We start from the raw sequence: 16,465 nt of genomic DNA, 5'->3' as shown, positions 1-16,465 counted from the left end.
CCGCGACTGCAGTGGTCTTCTTCGTCGAATTCCGTCGCCAGCGCAGGAGTGGCCGTTACACTTCGTAAGTGGACTTAGCATTTGAACTGACCCCTGACCTGGCCATCGCCTTCGTGACCCTGTTCGTTCTCGAGATTGTCCTGGGCGTGGACAACGTCATATTCATCTCGATCCTGGCCAGCAAGCTGCCCGTGGAGCAACAGGCCAAGGCCCGCAACCTCGGTCTGACCCTGGGGATGCTGATGCGGATAGTGCTGCTGTTCGCGGCATCCTGGATCATCACGCTCACCAGCGACCTGTTCGAGCTCTTCGGCCAGGGCTATTCAGGCAGGGACCTGATCCTGATTTTCGGCGGCCTGTTCCTGGTCTACAAAGCAGTCACCGAGATCCACGAAAAACTCGAAGGGCGCGAGTCACACGGCCCGGGCCGGGTAACCAGCGTGACGTTCGGTGCCGTGCTGACCCAAATCATCCTGCTGGATATGGTGTTTTCCTTCGATTCGGTGATCACCGCCGTCGGCATGGTCGATAACCTCCTGGTCATAGTCACCGCGGTCCTGCTGTCCTTCAGCGTCATGCTGTTCTCGTCGAAGTTCATCTTCGCCTTCGTCAACCGGCACCCTACGGTGAAAATGCTGGCCCTGGCCTTCCTGGTGCTGATCGGATCCTTCCTCATCGCCGACGGCTTCGAGGTCAAGATCGACAAGGCCCTGATCTACGGCCCAATGGCCTTCGCCATCATCGTCGAAGCCCTGAATCTGACCTACAAACGACGCCAGGAAAAACTCGCTGGGGAAACCATCGAACCGGTTCATCTCCGCCACGCCTACTCCAAAGCCGATGACCACGACGCCATCGCCGCCGCCACGTCAACCGGACCCGAAGCCGGGGCGGTCTGCCTCTCCCGCAAACCCGTCACCGGCCGGACCGTCGACGGCGACGGCCACCAGGAACCCGCCGGCCTCGGATAAGCCGAACCCGGAGATACCATCTTCCAGCCGCCAGAGCTATACGGGGCATCGGGAGCTGGGAGGTGAGCTGCCGGCAGGGGGCACATCACTCCCATGTCTGAACCGCCCCTCAGACCAGGGGGTTGTCAAGGAAGACGGGGACGCGTTTCGCGTAGCCCGCGGGTCATTTGGCGAGCAAGACACACTGCCTGGAACCCGCATCGCTACGGAAACGGCCTCAGCTTTCGCGCCGAGCACCATTCCTGCAGGGTCAGACCCACAGCAAGGGACCGCTCGTAGCCGGACGCTTTGAGTCTCGTGAGCAGGGGCGAAAGTGTTGCTGGTCCGAGCACTCGGGGACTGGCTGAATTCTTTGACCGAACCGGAGCCTTCTCAGAGGACCAGCAGAGCCAGGAACCGCGGTGGGTCAGATCAAGGTCCTTGAGAACTGGCCGGTAGGCGGTGATGGCGTGCGGGAAACGACAGCTAAAGCGACGCAAGGCTGTCGCTCAGGCGGAAAGGTTCTTCAGTCTGGGAAAGGGTCGAAAGCCGCGCGCGGCTTTCGTTAGGGGGCGAATTGTTTGGAGGCGAACTGTCTGATAGCTTTTCTGTGGCCCTCTCGGCAGGTATGCCCCCCAAATGCCTGCCGGGAGGAACTACCGAATAGAAAGTCCCCGGGGAAGTAAAGGGGACAGGCTGTCCGTGCAGATTGAAGCTGGGTTTTCGTTCTTAACAGCGAGAAGGTTCCATGGGATACATCTCTGCCGCCGGCCATGATACTGGCGGGCTGGGTGCGGGTGAACCACCGAGTGGGCAGATCCGGCGTTATGGCGTTCCGGCCGGGTTGACTCCGGAGGAACGATTTGAACACTGGCGCACGTGGTATGGCAGTGCAGTTGATACTCCCATGCGGCTGGAAAAAGTCGAAAACTCAGTGCATCGCAATTTTAATCCAACCGCTTCAAGCCTGGGTGGTTCTGGTTTCAGCATTGTCGAGCTCGTGAACGAGCCAGTGGCTGGCTACTGGAACCGGGATTCATGTTCCGGGGACATCAGGCTTGTCCATTTCAAAACCTCATCGGCCGAATTCAACTTCTCAGGACGCTCAGAAGTGATCTCTCCTGGCACGGTGAGATTTCTGGATCTTTCCTCCGGCGGGGGCTTCAGTGCGCATGCCGGGTTGGGCACGGTGCAGATCAACATCGACTGTAGCCTGCTTGGCCTGGACGAAAAGTCGGTGAAACGACTGCAGGGAATGGCCGATATCCGGGAAAACCCGCTGGTCCGGGGATTGCTTCTTCCCTGGTTGTCGGACTGGCAGCGGACGGGTATCGAGCGGGAGGTGCACCGGCTCGAGCCGGTCGTCCGATCCATGATGGCGGCCCTGACCAGTTCCCTGCTGGAGGCCCCCGGCGCGGCCGGCGACCTTAAACCGGCGCGTCTCGCGGCGGTCAAGAAGTTCATGCACAGGAACTACAGAAACCAAGACCTTGATGTGGACGCGGTGGTGGCTTACTCGTTCCTTTCCCGCCGCGCCCTCTACTACCTCTTTGACGATGAAGAGCTGCCCGTGAACGGGTACATCCGCGCGCTCAGGACACTGGAGGCACTGGAACTCCTCGCGGACCCCAACTCCAGGAGGCGTTCCCTGGCAGGCATAGCATACGCCAGCGGATTCAAGACCCTGCAGGCCATGCGGCGTGCGGTCAAAGAGTCAACTGGCTCCTCTCTCAGGGACGTGCAGGAGAACCCCGAAGCACTGCGAAGCCGCGCGCATGAGCTCAGGAAACTGATCGGGACTTAGGGCGAGTGCCTGGCATCTTGCCCGGCGGCACTGCCCGCGACTGCTGCGCGAAGTCCCCTGCACGAAACAGTGGGCCCGATAACTGCGCCTGACGTTCCTCATCCGACCAGTCCGGGTCATATCTTGGCCCATCCAGCCTTCGCCACACCCATTAGATACTTGCGAAACGAGTCACGCCCCAGGGGGCAGGCACAGATGACCCGCTGGTTTGGCCAATGCTTTGCACGAGAGGCCTCATTGAGGCTCAAAGATTGCACGAACTGAAAGCTGTCGCCAGTTGCTCCCGGCGTCACCAGCCGTAGGCTTTTAGAGAGCCGCCGATGGTGGAAGCCGGAACGGGAACCACAGTATTTCCCTCTCATCGGGGTCAATCTGTCGTTGCGCTGAATTTGGGCATGCGCCCGGCGACTATTAAGCCGCGGTTCCATAAGGGATCGCATTGAGGCGGACATCAAGGCGGCGAGTCCCCAGCACGAGAGAGAGCGGAACGGCAGAATGATCACGGCCACGGAGACCGGGCATGTCTATCAAGTCACGGGGGACAAGCCGCGGTTGATCGACGAGGACCTGGGAAAGGCTGTCGAGTTACTCCAACGGCGAGCCATAGCAGAGGGCAGGCATGGCATCCTCGTAACGCGGCATTCCGCTGGGTCCTTCAGCGTGGCCATGAGCGCCGGTGTGCCCTACGGAGTGACGCGGGAATCGTGCGAGATGGGGACCCCTCGCCCATGACTGGAAGCCAATATCCTGAATCAATGACAGCTGCATTTGAGTTCATTCCGGAGGGAAGCCATGTGGATCTGTTCAGCCACGGCCACCAAATTGGGAGTGGCGTCATTGATGAGTGGATGCCCGATGGTTCATCGTTCTGGATCTGGCTCGACAATGGAGCGGGCAGGCGCCTTGTACATGAGAGTGACGTCGTAAATATCGTCGCCTCGGCCCCGAGTCGCGACAGCTGGTCTGGGCGTGCGTGACAACCGAGCTGCGGGGGCGGAATTTTTCGCCGGCTGCCACCACAAGAGAAGGGATCGGACGCTATCCTGGCCCCGCCTAACGCGCACTGGCCGGCCCATCCCGAAGGAGGCGCAGGTGCTCGTGGATCATTGCCACTGCCGTTGAGCCTTCACCGGCGGCAGCCGTTACGCGTTTCACCGATCCATGCCGAACATCACCGGCCGCGAAAATGCCGGGGACGCTGGTTTCCAAGGGCAGCCGGCTGCGGCCCAGATGGCTGAACTCAGGAGGAAGCTCCTCGAGATCAGCCCCGGTGAGAACAAAGCCGTGGTCATCCAGGGCGAGCGTACCCTGCAGCCATTCTGTGTGGGGCTTGGCGCCGATGAAAATGAAGAGGTACCGGGAGTCGAAGGTGCGTTGTTCACTCGTGGCTGCCAGATCGACGACGATCCGTTCAAGGGCGTCTGAGCCGTCTACACCCACGATGTTGGCCCCCAGCAGCACCTCTATGCCCGGGTGCTCTTCAATCCGTTCCGCGAGGTACCTCGACATGTCCGCGCGGAGGTCTGCCCCGCGCACCACCAGCCGCACCGGTGCTCCCGTTCCGGCCAGGAAAAGCGCGGCCTGCGCCGCGGAGTTTCCACCCCCGACGACGGCCACGGGCTGCAGTCCGCAGAGCCTGGCCTCATGGACAGTGGCGGCGTAAAAGACACTGATCCCCTCGAATTCCTCCAGCCGGGGTACTGGCAATCGGCGGTAACGCACTCCGGTGGCAAGCAGCGCGGCCCGTGACACGGCCGGGCCGCTCTCGTTGAACTCGGCGCGGAACTCGCCTTCCCTGAACACGATGGTGCGTGCCCGGCAGGCGACGTTGATCTGGACTCTGAACTTTCGGGCCTGAAGGATCGCTCTTTCAGTGAGTTCCCCGCCGGAGATTCCGGCGGGAAAGCCCAGGAAGTTCTCGATCCGCGGCGATGTGGCGGCCTGCCCACCTATTGCAAGGGCTTCTTTGAGGACGACCGACAACCCGTCGGACGCCGCGTAAACCGCGGCCGCCAGGCCGGCCGGGCCGGCCCCGATCACCATGAGATCGTACGAGCCCGAATGCTCTTTCACCGTCCGCAGGCCCATGGCGAGGGCCAGATCTGTGGTGGACGGGTTTCGGAGGACCTGCGAGGCGTTTAGTACCACGACGGGCAGGTCACCCGCGAGGATCCCGGCCCGGTTCAGGATCGCCTGCGTCTGCTCGTCCTCCTCCAGGTCGACCAGCCGGTGAGGCAGGCGGTTGGCGGCTGCAAATTCCAAGAGGCGAAGCGTGTCACGGCTGAAGCGGGATCCAACGATGCGGATGCCCGCGCCCGCGCTGATCAGCTGGATTCGGCGCTGCAGATATGCCCGCAAGATGGTCTCGCCCACCGCGGCGTCCGTCAGAACCACACGGCGCAGGTCGTCCCCGCGGATCTGGAGCACTTCACCCGCCTCGGCGGTCACAGTGCTGACGAAGGCCGGTTGCCCCTCGACCAGGCCCAATTCCCCGAGGAAGCGTCCGGGACCGTGAACTTCGAGGATCCGCGTGCCGGGGCCCGGTGCAGCAGGCTGTCTGCCACCGGCGGCCCGCAGCCCCTCCACGACCAGTACCGTGCCTTGCAGTATGACGAAGAAGTCAGTGTCGAAGTTTCCCTCGGGTATGAGGATTTCACCGGCTCGAGTAGCCCTCCGGGTGCCGGCACGGCCTAACAATTCGATCTGGGCCTGGCCGAGCCGTGGATAGGCGCCGAAGTCATCCGGCGTCTCGGTCAGCGTCGAGCGTGCGGCAGGTTCCATCAGTTGGCCGCGCCTGCCGGAATCCTAGACGAATGTCTCATGGGGATAGCACCAGCGCCAATCCTCGCCGGGCTCCAGCGAACGAACGATTGGATGCAACTCGGTGGCGTGAGCCCGGGCGTGCCGCATCGGGGAGGAGTCACAACACCCGACATGGCCGCAGGTGAGACACAAACGCAAATGAACCCAGGCAGTGCCCAAAGACAGGCATTCCTCGCAACCCTGCGGTGTGCGCACCCGAACCGGACGAATACGCGCCAGATGCGGATCATGAATTCCAGGAATCATGGTGGCTCCTATGTCGGTCCGGCCCCGTCGGCAGGCTTTTAGCCCATCGAGAGCCTTGTATCGGGGCTTCCGCCCAGCCTGCGCAGTCCGGCTCCGGAAACGATCAGAAGTATTCCGAACAGAATTGCGAAGGACGAGAGCAGACCCAGGAGGCTCAGGATCCCTGGGCCGGGAAAGGTGACCAGGAAGAGGCCGAAAAGAGTGGTGACGATGCCTGTGACCAGCCAGAGCCACCACAGCCCGACGGTCCTTTTGACTTCAAAGGCGAGAGCCATCTGGGAGATACCGAGAATAACCGCCCACACGCCTATTACGAGCGCGAGCGACAGGGCGGTGATGCCCGGCCAGACGAACGCGACGAGACCCGCGAGCACGGAGATGATGCCGCCTACCAGTTGCCAGACGGACCGGCGCCTCTTGCGCGTGACGTAGTGCACGATGTTGGTGACGCCGTCAAAGACAGCGTAGATTCCGAAGAGGATCACCAGTGCGAGTACGGACACGCCGGGCCAAACGACAACTAAAATGCCGAACAGAACGGCCGCAACGCCCCGGATAATCAGCGCAGTTCCTGATCCCTTAAACAATTGTTGTGCCAGTGTGTCAGACATAGCCAGACCTCTGTTTCTGGAAATGGTTCATTCGTAAACTTGCTGGCCCGGGGCCTTCGAACAGGGTCTAGTCCTTTGCAGTGCTCCCCAGCGTGACTTTCGAGGATTTTGTGTCTTGCCCGCGCTGGAACTCGACGTCGGACTGCTGCCCCGGCTCTTTCTTGCGGATTGCGGCCAGGAGGTCGGTCACACTGGCGATCTTCTGCCCGTCGAACTGGGTGATGATGTCTCCTGGTTGCAGCCCCGCTTTGGCTGCCGGTCCTCCCCGGACAACTTCGATGACCAGCGCGCCTGACGTTATGGGCAGGCCAAAGCGGCTTGCGACCTCAGGAGAGATGTCGGTCGGAATAATCCCAAGGACCGCGTGCGCGGCCACCCCGCTCTTCAGTATCTGGTCTGCTACGTCGATCACGGTCGCCGCGGGGGTTACGAACCCGATCGACACGGCGCCCGAACTGGGCGGCAGATACGCTTCTGAGAGCCCGATGATCTCCGAGCTGCTGTTGACCACGGCTCCACCGGAATTGCCCGGGGAGATGGGCGCGTCCGTCTGGATAAGGTCGATAAGCCCCTGCGGCGATCCCTCTGACGGTGGCATATTCCGGTGAAGTGCGGAAACGATGCCCGCCGTGACGGTCTGCTCCAGCCCCAGCGGACTGCCAATAACAACCGCCAGCTGTCCAACTTCGGGAAGCGTCGTCGAGAACTTGGCGGCGGGAAGATTGCCCCGGTCAGCCTTCACCACTGCCACATCGGTCGGGTTGTCAACGCCGACGACGGTGGCCACCGCCTGAGATCCGTCCGCGAAGTGGATCCGGACGCTCTTGAACGGCTTCTTGTCCTGGTCCTCCACCACGTGGGCGTCCGTGACGATGGTGCCGTCGCTGCGGTAGACCACTCCGCTGCCGATGCCGCCTGATGTCTGGATCGTGACCACAGAGGGCTCGACTTCTCTAACGATCCCAGGAACGGCTGAAAGGTCCCCTGTGGAACTGGAACCCCCAACGCTGGCCGACTGGGATGCCGGAGCCGGAGGCGACCCTGTGCACGCTGACGCGAATATGAGTAGCCCCGCGCCGAGAATGGCGGTCCACGCCCTCCTGCGTCCTGGGGTAGGGAGCGAGGCCTTGCCCTCGGCGGCCGCTGGTCTGCTCATACTCATTGGATTCCCGCTGCCTTCTCTGGCTGTCTACGGCGGCATGTATCAGTTCGAGTCTCCTCCGCCGCCATCGCGCCCGCATGGCCCCGGGACGCCTAAAAACCGCCGGGATTTGGGTCCCCCAGGTCAAATCCGAGGCAGCGGGTGCGCGCTTCCGCTTCGCGCTTGATCTGAGCCGTGCAACGGCTCAGAGCGGCCGCGTGGACGCAGGCGCCAGGCACGCGTGGCAACGTGCAGGTTGAGGCGGGTCTCGGGGTCAGCAAGGTCAAAACCCGTGATCTGCCGTATGGACTTCAGCCGGTATCGCAATGTGCTCCGGTGAATGGCAAGGCTGTCGGCCGTGTCGTCGTAGTTGCCGCCGTGATCCAGATACTGCGCCAAGGTGTGCACCAGATCAGATCCCCGGCGGGCATCGTTGCTCTGCAGCGCACCTAGCCACTCCTCGACGTAGCCGGAGAGGTCAGTTTCGCTGCCTGGCATGTCGAGGATGCGGTAGATCCCCAGTTGGTCGTAGCGCGTGAGCCCGTAGGGATCGATGGAATGTACCCGGATGTGCAGCGCACGCAGGGCCTCCGCGTAAGAGCGTGGGAGCTGGGTGACATCGCGGCTCGGACCTCCGATGCCCACGGCTCCGGTGGCGCTGCGTAGAGTCCTTGCCGCAACGGTAAAGAGCTTTGTATCGAGCGGATCTCCCGTAGCCACGGCAAGTGTTATGTCCGAACGCCGTGAAACGAGCGCAGGCGTCTGGAGTTCCCGCAGCGTCCTGCGCAGGGCGACCGTGACCGTATCGTCCGTTCTTGGCGGCTGCCACTGAGCGACGATGACGTGCTGCGGACCCGTGATGTCATATCCCAACGCCTCGGCACGCACGGCTGCGGTCTCTTCATCCATTCCCGACACCAGTTCATACACCAGGTCGCGCCCCAGTTTCAGTTCCAGCTGGGCAATGCTGCGGCGGTGCGACAACTCGACCTGCAAGAGCCGCGTTCCATACTTCAAAGCGAAGACATCGTCGGCCGTGTAGGGCCTGCCGTTCTCGAGCAAGGACATTGCCCCGAGCACGTCCCTGTCCGGCAGAACCAGCGCCACGAGCCCTCGGGGTTCTTGGACCGGCAAGCCGGAGGCCAGCCAGAGCTGCGCCGTCCGCGTCCTGTCGGCCGCGCTGGGCCGGGGGTAGGGACGCCCGGATTTAGTACCGGCCGCGGCGCGGATATTGCCGAACCCGTCCTCAATGCAGACCGGGCGTCCCGTCAGCACTGACAGCACTTCCGCCAAAAGGGACTCCCGGGACGTCAGTTGTCCGAGGGGGGCGGTGAGAGTGCCATCCAGGGCGTTCTGGATCAACGTTCGGGCTTCGAGCTGCAGTACCGTTGCCGTGAGGATACGCAGGCGATCGTCCATGTCACGGGCATTGGAGAGCAGGGTCGTATGCTCGTGCTCGTGTGCTCCTGCAGTTTCCTCAGCCGGGCCGGGGGCAGTTGCTCGGGCCTTTGCGCGTAGCTCGATCATCTGGACCGGACTCGGAGCTGTGCCGGCATACAGGACAAGGCATCCGTTCAGTTCCCCGCTGTCGCCGAAGGTGGAGAGCGCGTATCGCCACCCTGGGCCTTTGGTGGGGAGTGCGGCATCCCTGCCTTGGAGCTGGTGGACATCGTGGTCCTGGGTCGTGGGCGCCCGGTTCGGGCTCGGAAGCAGGTGACCGTCCACCACAACATAGCTAGCCGCTACCTGGCAGAATTCCAGTGCAGAAACAGATTGTACGGCCTCGCTGAGAATCTCCTCGGCCCTTTGTCGATCGAACATTTGCTTGACCTGCAGTCTCTGTACACAGCTGAGGGACTCGTTCGTGGGCAAGATGGGTGGCGGCGGATCCCGAATAATCCCAGCCTCTTTGAGAATACGCCGGTAGACCCTATCCTGATAGGTCAATTCCCTGGAGCATATTTGGACCCCGGAGGGTCATGCCGTCGCTCCCGTCCAAGGGGCAGACTCAACCCTATAAGGCCCCATGACCGCCCTTTGAGCCTCGCGGCCCATCAGGAAAGGGTGTGGAATCATGCGGTGCAATCTCGGGCGGACGTCGCCACAGGACCGGTCGCGCCCTCTAGGACCGGAGTGAGTCATGGCCAAAGCAGTAGGAATTGATCTTGGAACAACCAACTCGGTGATCGCCGTCTGGGAAGGCGGGGAAGCCCGCGTTATACCGAACGCAGAGGGAGCCCGGACCACGCCCTCGGTTGTGGCGTACACGGACAATGGGGAACGGCTTGTGGGGCAACTGGCCCGCCGGCAGGCGATTCTCAACCCCAAGGGAACCATCACGTCGGCCAAGCGGTTTATCGGCCGACACTATGACGAGATCACGGATGAGGCCAAGGCCGTGAGTTTCGACGTCGTAGCGGACGACAACGGCGTGGCACGTTTTCAGGTTCAGGGCAAGAAAGTAGCACCCGAAGAGGTGAGCGCGCTTGTTCTCCGCAAGCTAGTGGACGACGCTGCGAAGCAGCTGGGCGAAAAAGTGACAGAGGCCGTCATCACGGTCCCCGCGTACTTCAACGACGCACAGCGCACCGCGACCAAGGACGCGGGCAGGATTGCCGGGCTGGAAGTCCTGCGTATCATCAACGAACCGACTGCAGCGGCCCTGGCCTACGGCATCGATAAACGTCAGCATGAGACGGTTTTGGTTTTCGACCTTGGGGGCGGAACCTTTGACGTGAGCCTGCTGGACGTGGGGGACGGGGTTGTGGAGGTCCGCTCCACGGCGGGTGACACGCACCTCGGCGGAGACGATTTTGACCGCCGCCTTGTCGATTACCTGGCCGACGACTTCCAGAAGCAGGAGGGCATCGACCTCCGGTCGGACGCCCAGGCGTTGCAACGGCTGTTTGAGGCGGCCGAGAAAGCGAAGGTCGAGCTGAGTTCTGTGACCCAGACTCAGGTCAACCTTCCCTTCATCACTGCCGACGCCACCGGTCCGAAGCATCTGACGACCACCGTTCGGCGCTCCGTTTTTGAAGACATCACCCATGACCTGGTGGAACGCACCATGGATCCGGTCAAGCAGGCGATGACGGACGCCAAGGTTACGGCCAATGACATCGATGAAGTGATTTTGGTCGGCGGCTCGACCCGTATTCCCGCGGTACAGAACCTCGTCCGGCGTCTGACCGGCGGCAAAGATCCCAACATGAGCGTCAATCCGGACGAAGTAGTGGCTATCGGTGCGGCGATCCAGGCCGGCGTGCTTAAAGGGGAGGTCTCGGACGTCCTGCTCCTGGACGTTGTGCCACTTTCCCTGGGTGTCGAGACACGCGGCGGTGTGATGACAAAGATCATCGAGCGCAACACGACCATTCCCGCCAGGCGCAGCGAGGTGTTCTCGACCGCGGACGATAACCAGCCTGCCGTGGACGTGGTGGTCTTGCAGGGGGAGCGGGAACTGGCGGCGGATAACCGGGTGCTGGGCCGGTTCCAGCTGACCGATATCCGGCCGGCGCCCCGGGGAGAACCGCAGATCGAGGTCACGTTCGACGTCGACGCCAACGGCATTCTGAACGTCACTGCCCGCGACAAGGACACGGGCAAGGAACAGGGCATCACCATCAGCGAAGGCTCCAACCTCGACTCCAAGGAAGTCGAGCGCATGATTGCCGAGGCTGAGTCCCACAGAAGCGAGGACCTGCAGAACCGGGAGCGGATCGACACCCTCAACGAACTCGATGCGGTGGCCTACCGCGTTGAGCGGGCCGTGAATGAGCTAGGTGACGCAGTCCCGGTGCACGACAAGGCCCGAGCGGAACTGCTGGTTGGTCAGGCGCGCGACGCCGTCAGCAACCAGGCAGACGTTGGTACCGCGAGGGAACTGATTTCCGAGCTTCAGCAGCTGCAGTCGGCGCTGAGCGCCTCGGCTGCCTCCGCGGCCACCGCAGGGGCGGGTCAGGGATCCTCATCTCAGCCCGCAGCGTCCAACGATGTAGATGAGGATGACATCGTGGATGCAGAATTCGATCGTGGCTAGGAACGGCCATGACCGACCAGGCAGGGCCGACTGGACAGTCCCATCCAGGAGGTGACGAGGCAGAGGCCGCCGCACCCAATGAGAGGGAAACCGACGCGGTGGCACAAGCGGACGCACTGGCCAAAATGGAGGATTTGTGGCGGCGTGCGCTGGCTGATGCCGACAATGTTCGAAAGCGCGCCGCCCGGGACGCCGCACAGCTAAGGGCGCAGGAGCGCGCAGCGGTCTCTTTGGCGTGGCTGCCCGTCCTCGACAATCTGGAACTGGCCTTGGCTCACGCCCCGTCGGCCGGGGACCCGCTTGTTGATGGCGTAGCCGCCATTCGGACCCAGGCCATCGATACCCTGGCCCGCCTGGGCTACCCGCGGATCGACGCCGAGAACGTCCCCTTCGACCCTCGGATTCACGAGGTGGTCAGTGTCTCGGAAACCGACGAGGCTCCCCCCGGGACGGTGCTGACCGTACTGCGTCCGGGCTACGGCGGCACGGACACCACCCTCAGGCCAGCCGCCGTCGTTGTGAGCCGGGCGGTGAACTCTGACCGTGGCTAAGGACCCATATTCCGTTCTCGGCCTCTCCCGGACGGCGGACGCCGACGAGATCCAGCGCGCCTACCGCAAGCTGGCGCGAAAATATCATCCGGACGTCAATCGCGATCCGGACGCCGCTGACCGGTTCAAGGAAATCGGCGAGGCCTACAGCACTCTTTCCGATCCCGAAACGAAAGCACGCTACGACCGTTTCGGCGCTGATTTCCGACAGTACAGCGGTGCCGGTCCGGCCGGAGGCACTCCGCGATGGGGGCCCGGCGGCCCCCGGCCAGGCCCGCGGCCGGGACGGGGCGGATACGGCAACGTCAATGTCAATATGGGTGGCGACGTCGATTGGGAGGACTTGCTCGGGGGCTGGATCCGTCAGCAGGGAGCAGGCCCGGCCCAGGGGGCGGACCACGAAGCCGAGCTTCGGCTGACCCTCGAAGAGGCAATCCGTGGCGGACGGCGCACCGTCCGCCTGGCCCAGCCGGGCGGCGAAACCCGGAATTACGACGTCGACGTGCCCCCCGGTGTGCTGGACGGCCAGCGCATCCGCCTCGCAGGGGAGGGCGCCGCCGGCCGCGACGGGGGTTCGCCGGGGGATCTGTTCCTGACCGTACGCATCCAGCCGGACGCCAGATACCGGCTCAAGGGCCGGGACATTCACTTCGACCTTCCCGTCACGCCGTCGGAAGCAGCACTCGGGGCCAAGATCAAGGTCAACGCGCCTGCGGGACCGGTCACCATCACGGTTCCCGAAGGATCTTCCAGCGGGCGCAGACTACGGCTTCGCGGCCAGGGCATGCCCGACCCGAAAGGACAGCCGGGGAACCTCTACGCCGAGATCCGCGTCATGGTGCCCCCGCGGCTGAGCAATGAGGTGCGCAAGCTATACGAGCAGCTTGCGGTCATGTCCGACTTTCACCCGAGGGAGGGGCTTCTATGAGCCGAGAGTATCCGCTCGCCTATCCATGGCGCCTGAATCTCGAGGCGGTGGCACGCAGCAGCGGCGTCCACCCCGACGTCGTCATGCGGTTCGTCGACCTGGATCTGATCCGGCCGCTGGGCGATGCTTCGGGGGGACCCTGGTTCAGCCCTCGAGCCCCGGAGCTCATAGCCCGCGTCATGAGACTTCATTCGGAGCTGTCGCTGAACTACGCGGCAATCCCGCTGGTACTCGATCTGCTGGTGCGGGTCGACTCGCTTGAACGACGACTGGTTGAAATCACGCAGGTGGAAGGGACAACTTCACGATGAACATGGAGAGTTTGACGCAAAAGTCGCAGGAGGCCTTGGCAGAGGCTCAACGGATCGCCCAACGCAATGGGCACACTGAGACCGACGGCGAACACCTGCTGCTGGCCCTGCTGGAGCAGGAAGATGGCCTTGTTCCGCGCCTGCTGGTGGGCATGCAGGTGGATGTGGATGAGCTGAGGGTTGCTGTCGAAGCCGAGCTGAGGCGCAAGCCAAAGGTCACGGGCCCCGGCGCGGCACCGGGTCAGGTGTATGTGAGCCGCAGGCTGGGCGCACTCCTGGACACCGCCGAACGTGAAGCCAGGCGACTCAAAGACGAGTACGTCTCGGTGGAGCACCTGCTGGTTGCCTTGGCGGAGGAAGGACGGTCCACTGCCGCCGGAAGAGTGCTGGCTGACCACCGGATCACCCGCGAGGCATTCCTGTCGGTACTGACACAAGTGCGGGGAAATCAGCGCGTCACCTCGGCAACACCGGAGCAGACCTACGAAGCACTGGAGAAGTACGGCCGCGATCTGGTGGCGGACGCCCGCACCGGAAAGCTGGACCCGGTCATCGGCCGCGACGCGGAAATCCGGCGGGTCGTCCAGATACTTTCCCGCAAGACCAAAAACAACCCGGTGCTTATCGGGGAGCCCGGAGTCGGCAAGACCGCCATTGTGGAGGGACTGGCCCAACGGATCGTCCGGCAGGATGTGCCGGAAGGGCTGAAGAACAAAACCATCTTCTCGCTCGACATGAGCGCCCTCGTCGCGGGTGCCAAGTACCGCGGCGAGTTCGAGGAGCGGCTGAAGGCGGTACTCGCCGAGGTGCTGGCGGCAGAAGGCAGGATCCTGCTCTTCGTCGACGAGCTGCACACCGTCGTCGGAGCGGGCGCGTCCGAGGGGTCCATGGACGCTGGGAACATGCTCAAGCCAATGCTGGCCCGCGGGGAACTGCACATGATCGGCGCCACCACCCTCGACGAATACCGCAAGCACATTGAGTCGGATGCGGCTTTGGAACGCCGGTTCCAGCCCGTCACAGTTGACGAGCCCGACGTCGAGGACGCCATTTCCATTCTTCGCGGCCTGCGGGAGCGGCTTGAGGTCTTCCACGGCGTCCGGATCCAGGACAGTGCTCTGGTGGCTGCGGCCACCCTTTCCCACCGGTACATCACTGACCGGTTCCTTCCGGACAAGGCCATTGACCTTGTGGATGAGGCGTGCGCCAGGCTGCGGACGGAAATTGATTCGATGCCGGCGGAACTGGATGAGCTCACACGGAAAGTCACACGGCTCGAAATAGAAGAGGCAGCACTCTCCAAGGAGACCGATCCGGCCAGCAAGACCCGGCTCGAGGAGCTGAGGCGTGAATTGGCGGACCTGCGGGCTGAGGCCGACGCGAAGAGGGCCCAATGGGAAGCCGAGCGCCAGGCGATCCACAAACTGCAGGAAATCCGCAGTGAACTGGAGCGGCTGCGGCAGGAGGCCGAGGAAGCCGAGCGGAATTACGACCTCAACCGGGCGGCTGAGCTACGCTACGGCAGACTTGCCGACCTCGAGCGGCGGCTGGCCTCCGAGGAGGACCGGCTGACCGCGAAACAGGGTGAAAAACGCCTGCTCCGCGAGGTGGTGACGGAGGACGAGATCGCCGACATCGTCGCGGCGTGGACAGGCATACCGGTCGCACGGCTGAAGCAGGGCGAACGTGAAAAAGTCCTGCACCTGGATGAAATCCTGCGCGCCCGCGTCGTTGGGCAGGAAGAAGCAATTAGCGCGGTGTCGGACGCCATCATCCGCGCCCGCTCCGGTATCCGGGATCCCCGCCGGCCCATCGGCTCCTTCATCTTCCTCGGCCCGACCGGCGTCGGGAAGACCGAGCTTGCAAAGGCTCTGGCTGCGGCGCTTTTCGACAGCGAGAACGCAATGGTCCGGCTGGACATGAGTGAGTACCAGGAGCGCCACACCGTGAGCCGCCTGCTGGGGGCTCCTCCTGGCTACATCGGCTACGACGAAGGAGGACAGCTCACGGAAGCGGTACGCCGGAAGCCGTACTCGGTGGTGCTGTTCGATGAGGTGGAAAAGGCCCACCCGGACATTTTCAACACCTTGCTACAGGTACTCGACGACGGAAGGATTACGGACTCGCAGGGCCGCACCGTCGATTTCCGCAACACCGTCATCATCATGACTTCCAATATCGGCTCCCAGTATCTTCTGGAGGGTTCGGCCGAAGGCGGGGCGATCACCGAGGAGGCGCGCGGCATGGTGATGGGCGAGCTCCGGGCGCACTTCCGCCCCGAGTTCCTCAACCGCGTGGACGACACGGTCCTGTTCGCACCCCTGGGACTGCCGCAAATCGAGCGCATCGTTGATCTGCAGTTCCAGCAGCTGCGGCAGCGGCTGGCCGAGCAGCAAATAGAGCTGCACCTGACCGAGGAGGCGCGCCTTCTGATAGCCGAACGAGGCTTCGATCCGGTCTACGGAGCCCGCCCCCTGCGCCGCTACATTTCCCATGTGGTGGAAACGCAAGTGGGCCGGGCCCTGCTGCGTGGCAGCATCGCGGAAGGCGGAGTGGTCACGGTGACCGCATCCGGAGGGGAACTAGTGGTTGACTACAGCACGATGGAGCTGGAAGGGGCCGGAACAGCATGAACAAGGCCATCATCAAATGTCCCCATTGCGGCAAATCCAACCGCGTGCCGGCCGTCGCCGACGGCCGGCCACGCTGCGGGAATTGCCACCGGGAGCTTCCCTGGGTTGTTGAGGCAGGCGACGACGACTTCGGCGAGATCGCCGAACGGTCCGGCGTTCCGGTACTGGTGGACTTTTGGGCGGTGTGGTGCGGACCCTGCCGGATGGTCAGCCCTGTGTTGGACGAGTTGGCTCACGAACGCGCGGGACAAATCAAACTTGTAAAGGTCGACGTCGACCACTCACCGAATCTCTCCGCCAGATTCGCCATACAGGCAGTGCCGACGTTGATGATCATCGTCGACGGCAAGATCGTCGCGAGGCAGGCCGGCGCAGCTCCCGCCCCCGCGCTGAGGTCGTGGCTGGAGGGGGCGCTCACGAAGTAGCAC

General features: G+C 63.2%; 14 protein-coding genes. 9 read left to right on the top strand and 5 right to left on the bottom strand.

Going from position 1 to position 16,465, the window contains the following annotated elements; translation table 11 throughout:
* Positions 1-68 precede the first annotated feature (68 nt).
* From AC57BR_RS08590 to AC57BR_RS08580, 3 genes are all read left to right on the top strand, one after another.
* A complete protein-coding gene (locus AC57BR_RS08590) occupies positions 69-971 on the top strand; it encodes a TerC family protein (protein ID WP_496359491.1) in 903 nt (300 codons plus the stop codon).
* Positions 972-1,698: 727 nt separating this feature from the next.
* Positions 1,699-2,754, top strand: coding sequence for a helix-turn-helix domain-containing protein (locus AC57BR_RS08585; protein WP_496359489.1), 1,056 nt, complete (start codon positions 1,699-1,701; stop codon positions 2,752-2,754).
* A gap of 755 nt (positions 2,755-3,509) precedes the next feature.
* A complete protein-coding gene (locus AC57BR_RS08580) occupies positions 3,510-3,731 on the top strand; it encodes a hypothetical protein (RefSeq protein ID WP_496359487.1) in 222 nt (73 codons plus the stop codon).
* Positions 3,732-3,807: 76 nt separating this feature from the next.
* Here the strand turns inward: AC57BR_RS08580 and AC57BR_RS08575 are convergent, their stop codons facing one another.
* The 5 genes from AC57BR_RS08575 to AC57BR_RS08555 form a co-directional block, all read right to left on the bottom strand.
* Entirely contained in the window at positions 3,808-5,535 is a 1,728-nt protein-coding gene (locus AC57BR_RS08575) for an FAD-dependent oxidoreductase (RefSeq protein ID WP_496359486.1), read from the bottom strand.
* A 24-nt stretch (positions 5,536-5,559) separates the two neighbouring features.
* On the bottom strand, positions 5,560-5,823 hold the full coding sequence (locus AC57BR_RS08570; RefSeq protein WP_496359484.1) for a UBP-type zinc finger domain-containing protein: 264 nt from the start codon (positions 5,821-5,823) through the stop codon (positions 5,560-5,562).
* 38 nt (positions 5,824-5,861) lie between these two features.
* Positions 5,862-6,434 (bottom strand): HdeD family acid-resistance protein, encoded by a 573-nt coding sequence (locus AC57BR_RS08565; protein ID WP_496359482.1) that lies wholly within the window; start codon positions 6,432-6,434, stop codon positions 5,862-5,864.
* Positions 6,435-6,501: 67 nt separating this feature from the next.
* Positions 6,502-7,371: a S1C family serine protease gene (locus AC57BR_RS08560; protein WP_496359480.1), complete on the bottom strand. Its 870-nt coding sequence runs from the start codon at positions 7,369-7,371 to the stop codon at positions 6,502-6,504.
* A gap of 348 nt (positions 7,372-7,719) precedes the next feature.
* Entirely contained in the window at positions 7,720-8,994 is a 1,275-nt protein-coding gene (locus AC57BR_RS08555) for a PucR family transcriptional regulator (protein WP_496359477.1), read from the bottom strand.
* 721 nt (positions 8,995-9,715) lie between these two features.
* On the opposite strand from AC57BR_RS08555, the gene dnaK reads away from it, so the two are divergent.
* Genes dnaK through trxA form a run of 6 tightly spaced genes read left to right on the top strand, consistent with a single transcriptional unit; the run spans position 9,716 to position 16,462 of the window.
* A complete protein-coding gene (gene dnaK / locus AC57BR_RS08550) occupies positions 9,716-11,614 on the top strand; it encodes a molecular chaperone DnaK (RefSeq protein WP_496359475.1) in 1,899 nt (632 codons plus the stop codon).
* An 8-nt stretch (positions 11,615-11,622) separates the two neighbouring features.
* Entirely contained in the window at positions 11,623-12,165 is a 543-nt protein-coding gene (locus AC57BR_RS08545) for a nucleotide exchange factor GrpE (protein WP_496359473.1), read from the top strand.
* A complete protein-coding gene (locus AC57BR_RS08540; protein ID WP_496359471.1) occupies positions 12,158-13,093 on the top strand; it encodes a DnaJ C-terminal domain-containing protein in 936 nt (311 codons plus the stop codon). Before AC57BR_RS08545 ends, AC57BR_RS08540 begins: the two co-directional genes overlap by 8 nt.
* Positions 13,090-13,404, top strand: coding sequence for a chaperone modulator CbpM (locus AC57BR_RS08535; protein WP_496359468.1), 315 nt, complete (start codon positions 13,090-13,092; stop codon positions 13,402-13,404). The genes AC57BR_RS08540 and AC57BR_RS08535 overlap by 4 nt, the downstream gene beginning before the upstream one ends.
* A complete protein-coding gene (gene clpB / locus AC57BR_RS08530) occupies positions 13,401-16,037 on the top strand; it encodes an ATP-dependent chaperone ClpB (RefSeq protein WP_496359466.1) in 2,637 nt (878 codons plus the stop codon). The genes AC57BR_RS08535 and clpB overlap by 4 nt, the downstream gene beginning before the upstream one ends.
* The gene (trxA, locus tag AC57BR_RS08525; RefSeq protein WP_496359464.1) at positions 16,034-16,462 is read left to right on the top strand and encodes a thioredoxin; all 429 of its coding nucleotides are present in this window, start codon (positions 16,034-16,036) and stop codon (positions 16,460-16,462) included. The genes clpB and trxA overlap by 4 nt, the downstream gene beginning before the upstream one ends.
* Positions 16,463-16,465 lie beyond the last annotated feature (3 nt).

The organism is Arthrobacter sp. BGA-UO-ETr-C19, assembly GCF_059568005.1.
Note: the sequence above shows the minus strand (reverse complement) of the source record. Positions and strands in the feature narration are given on the sequence as shown.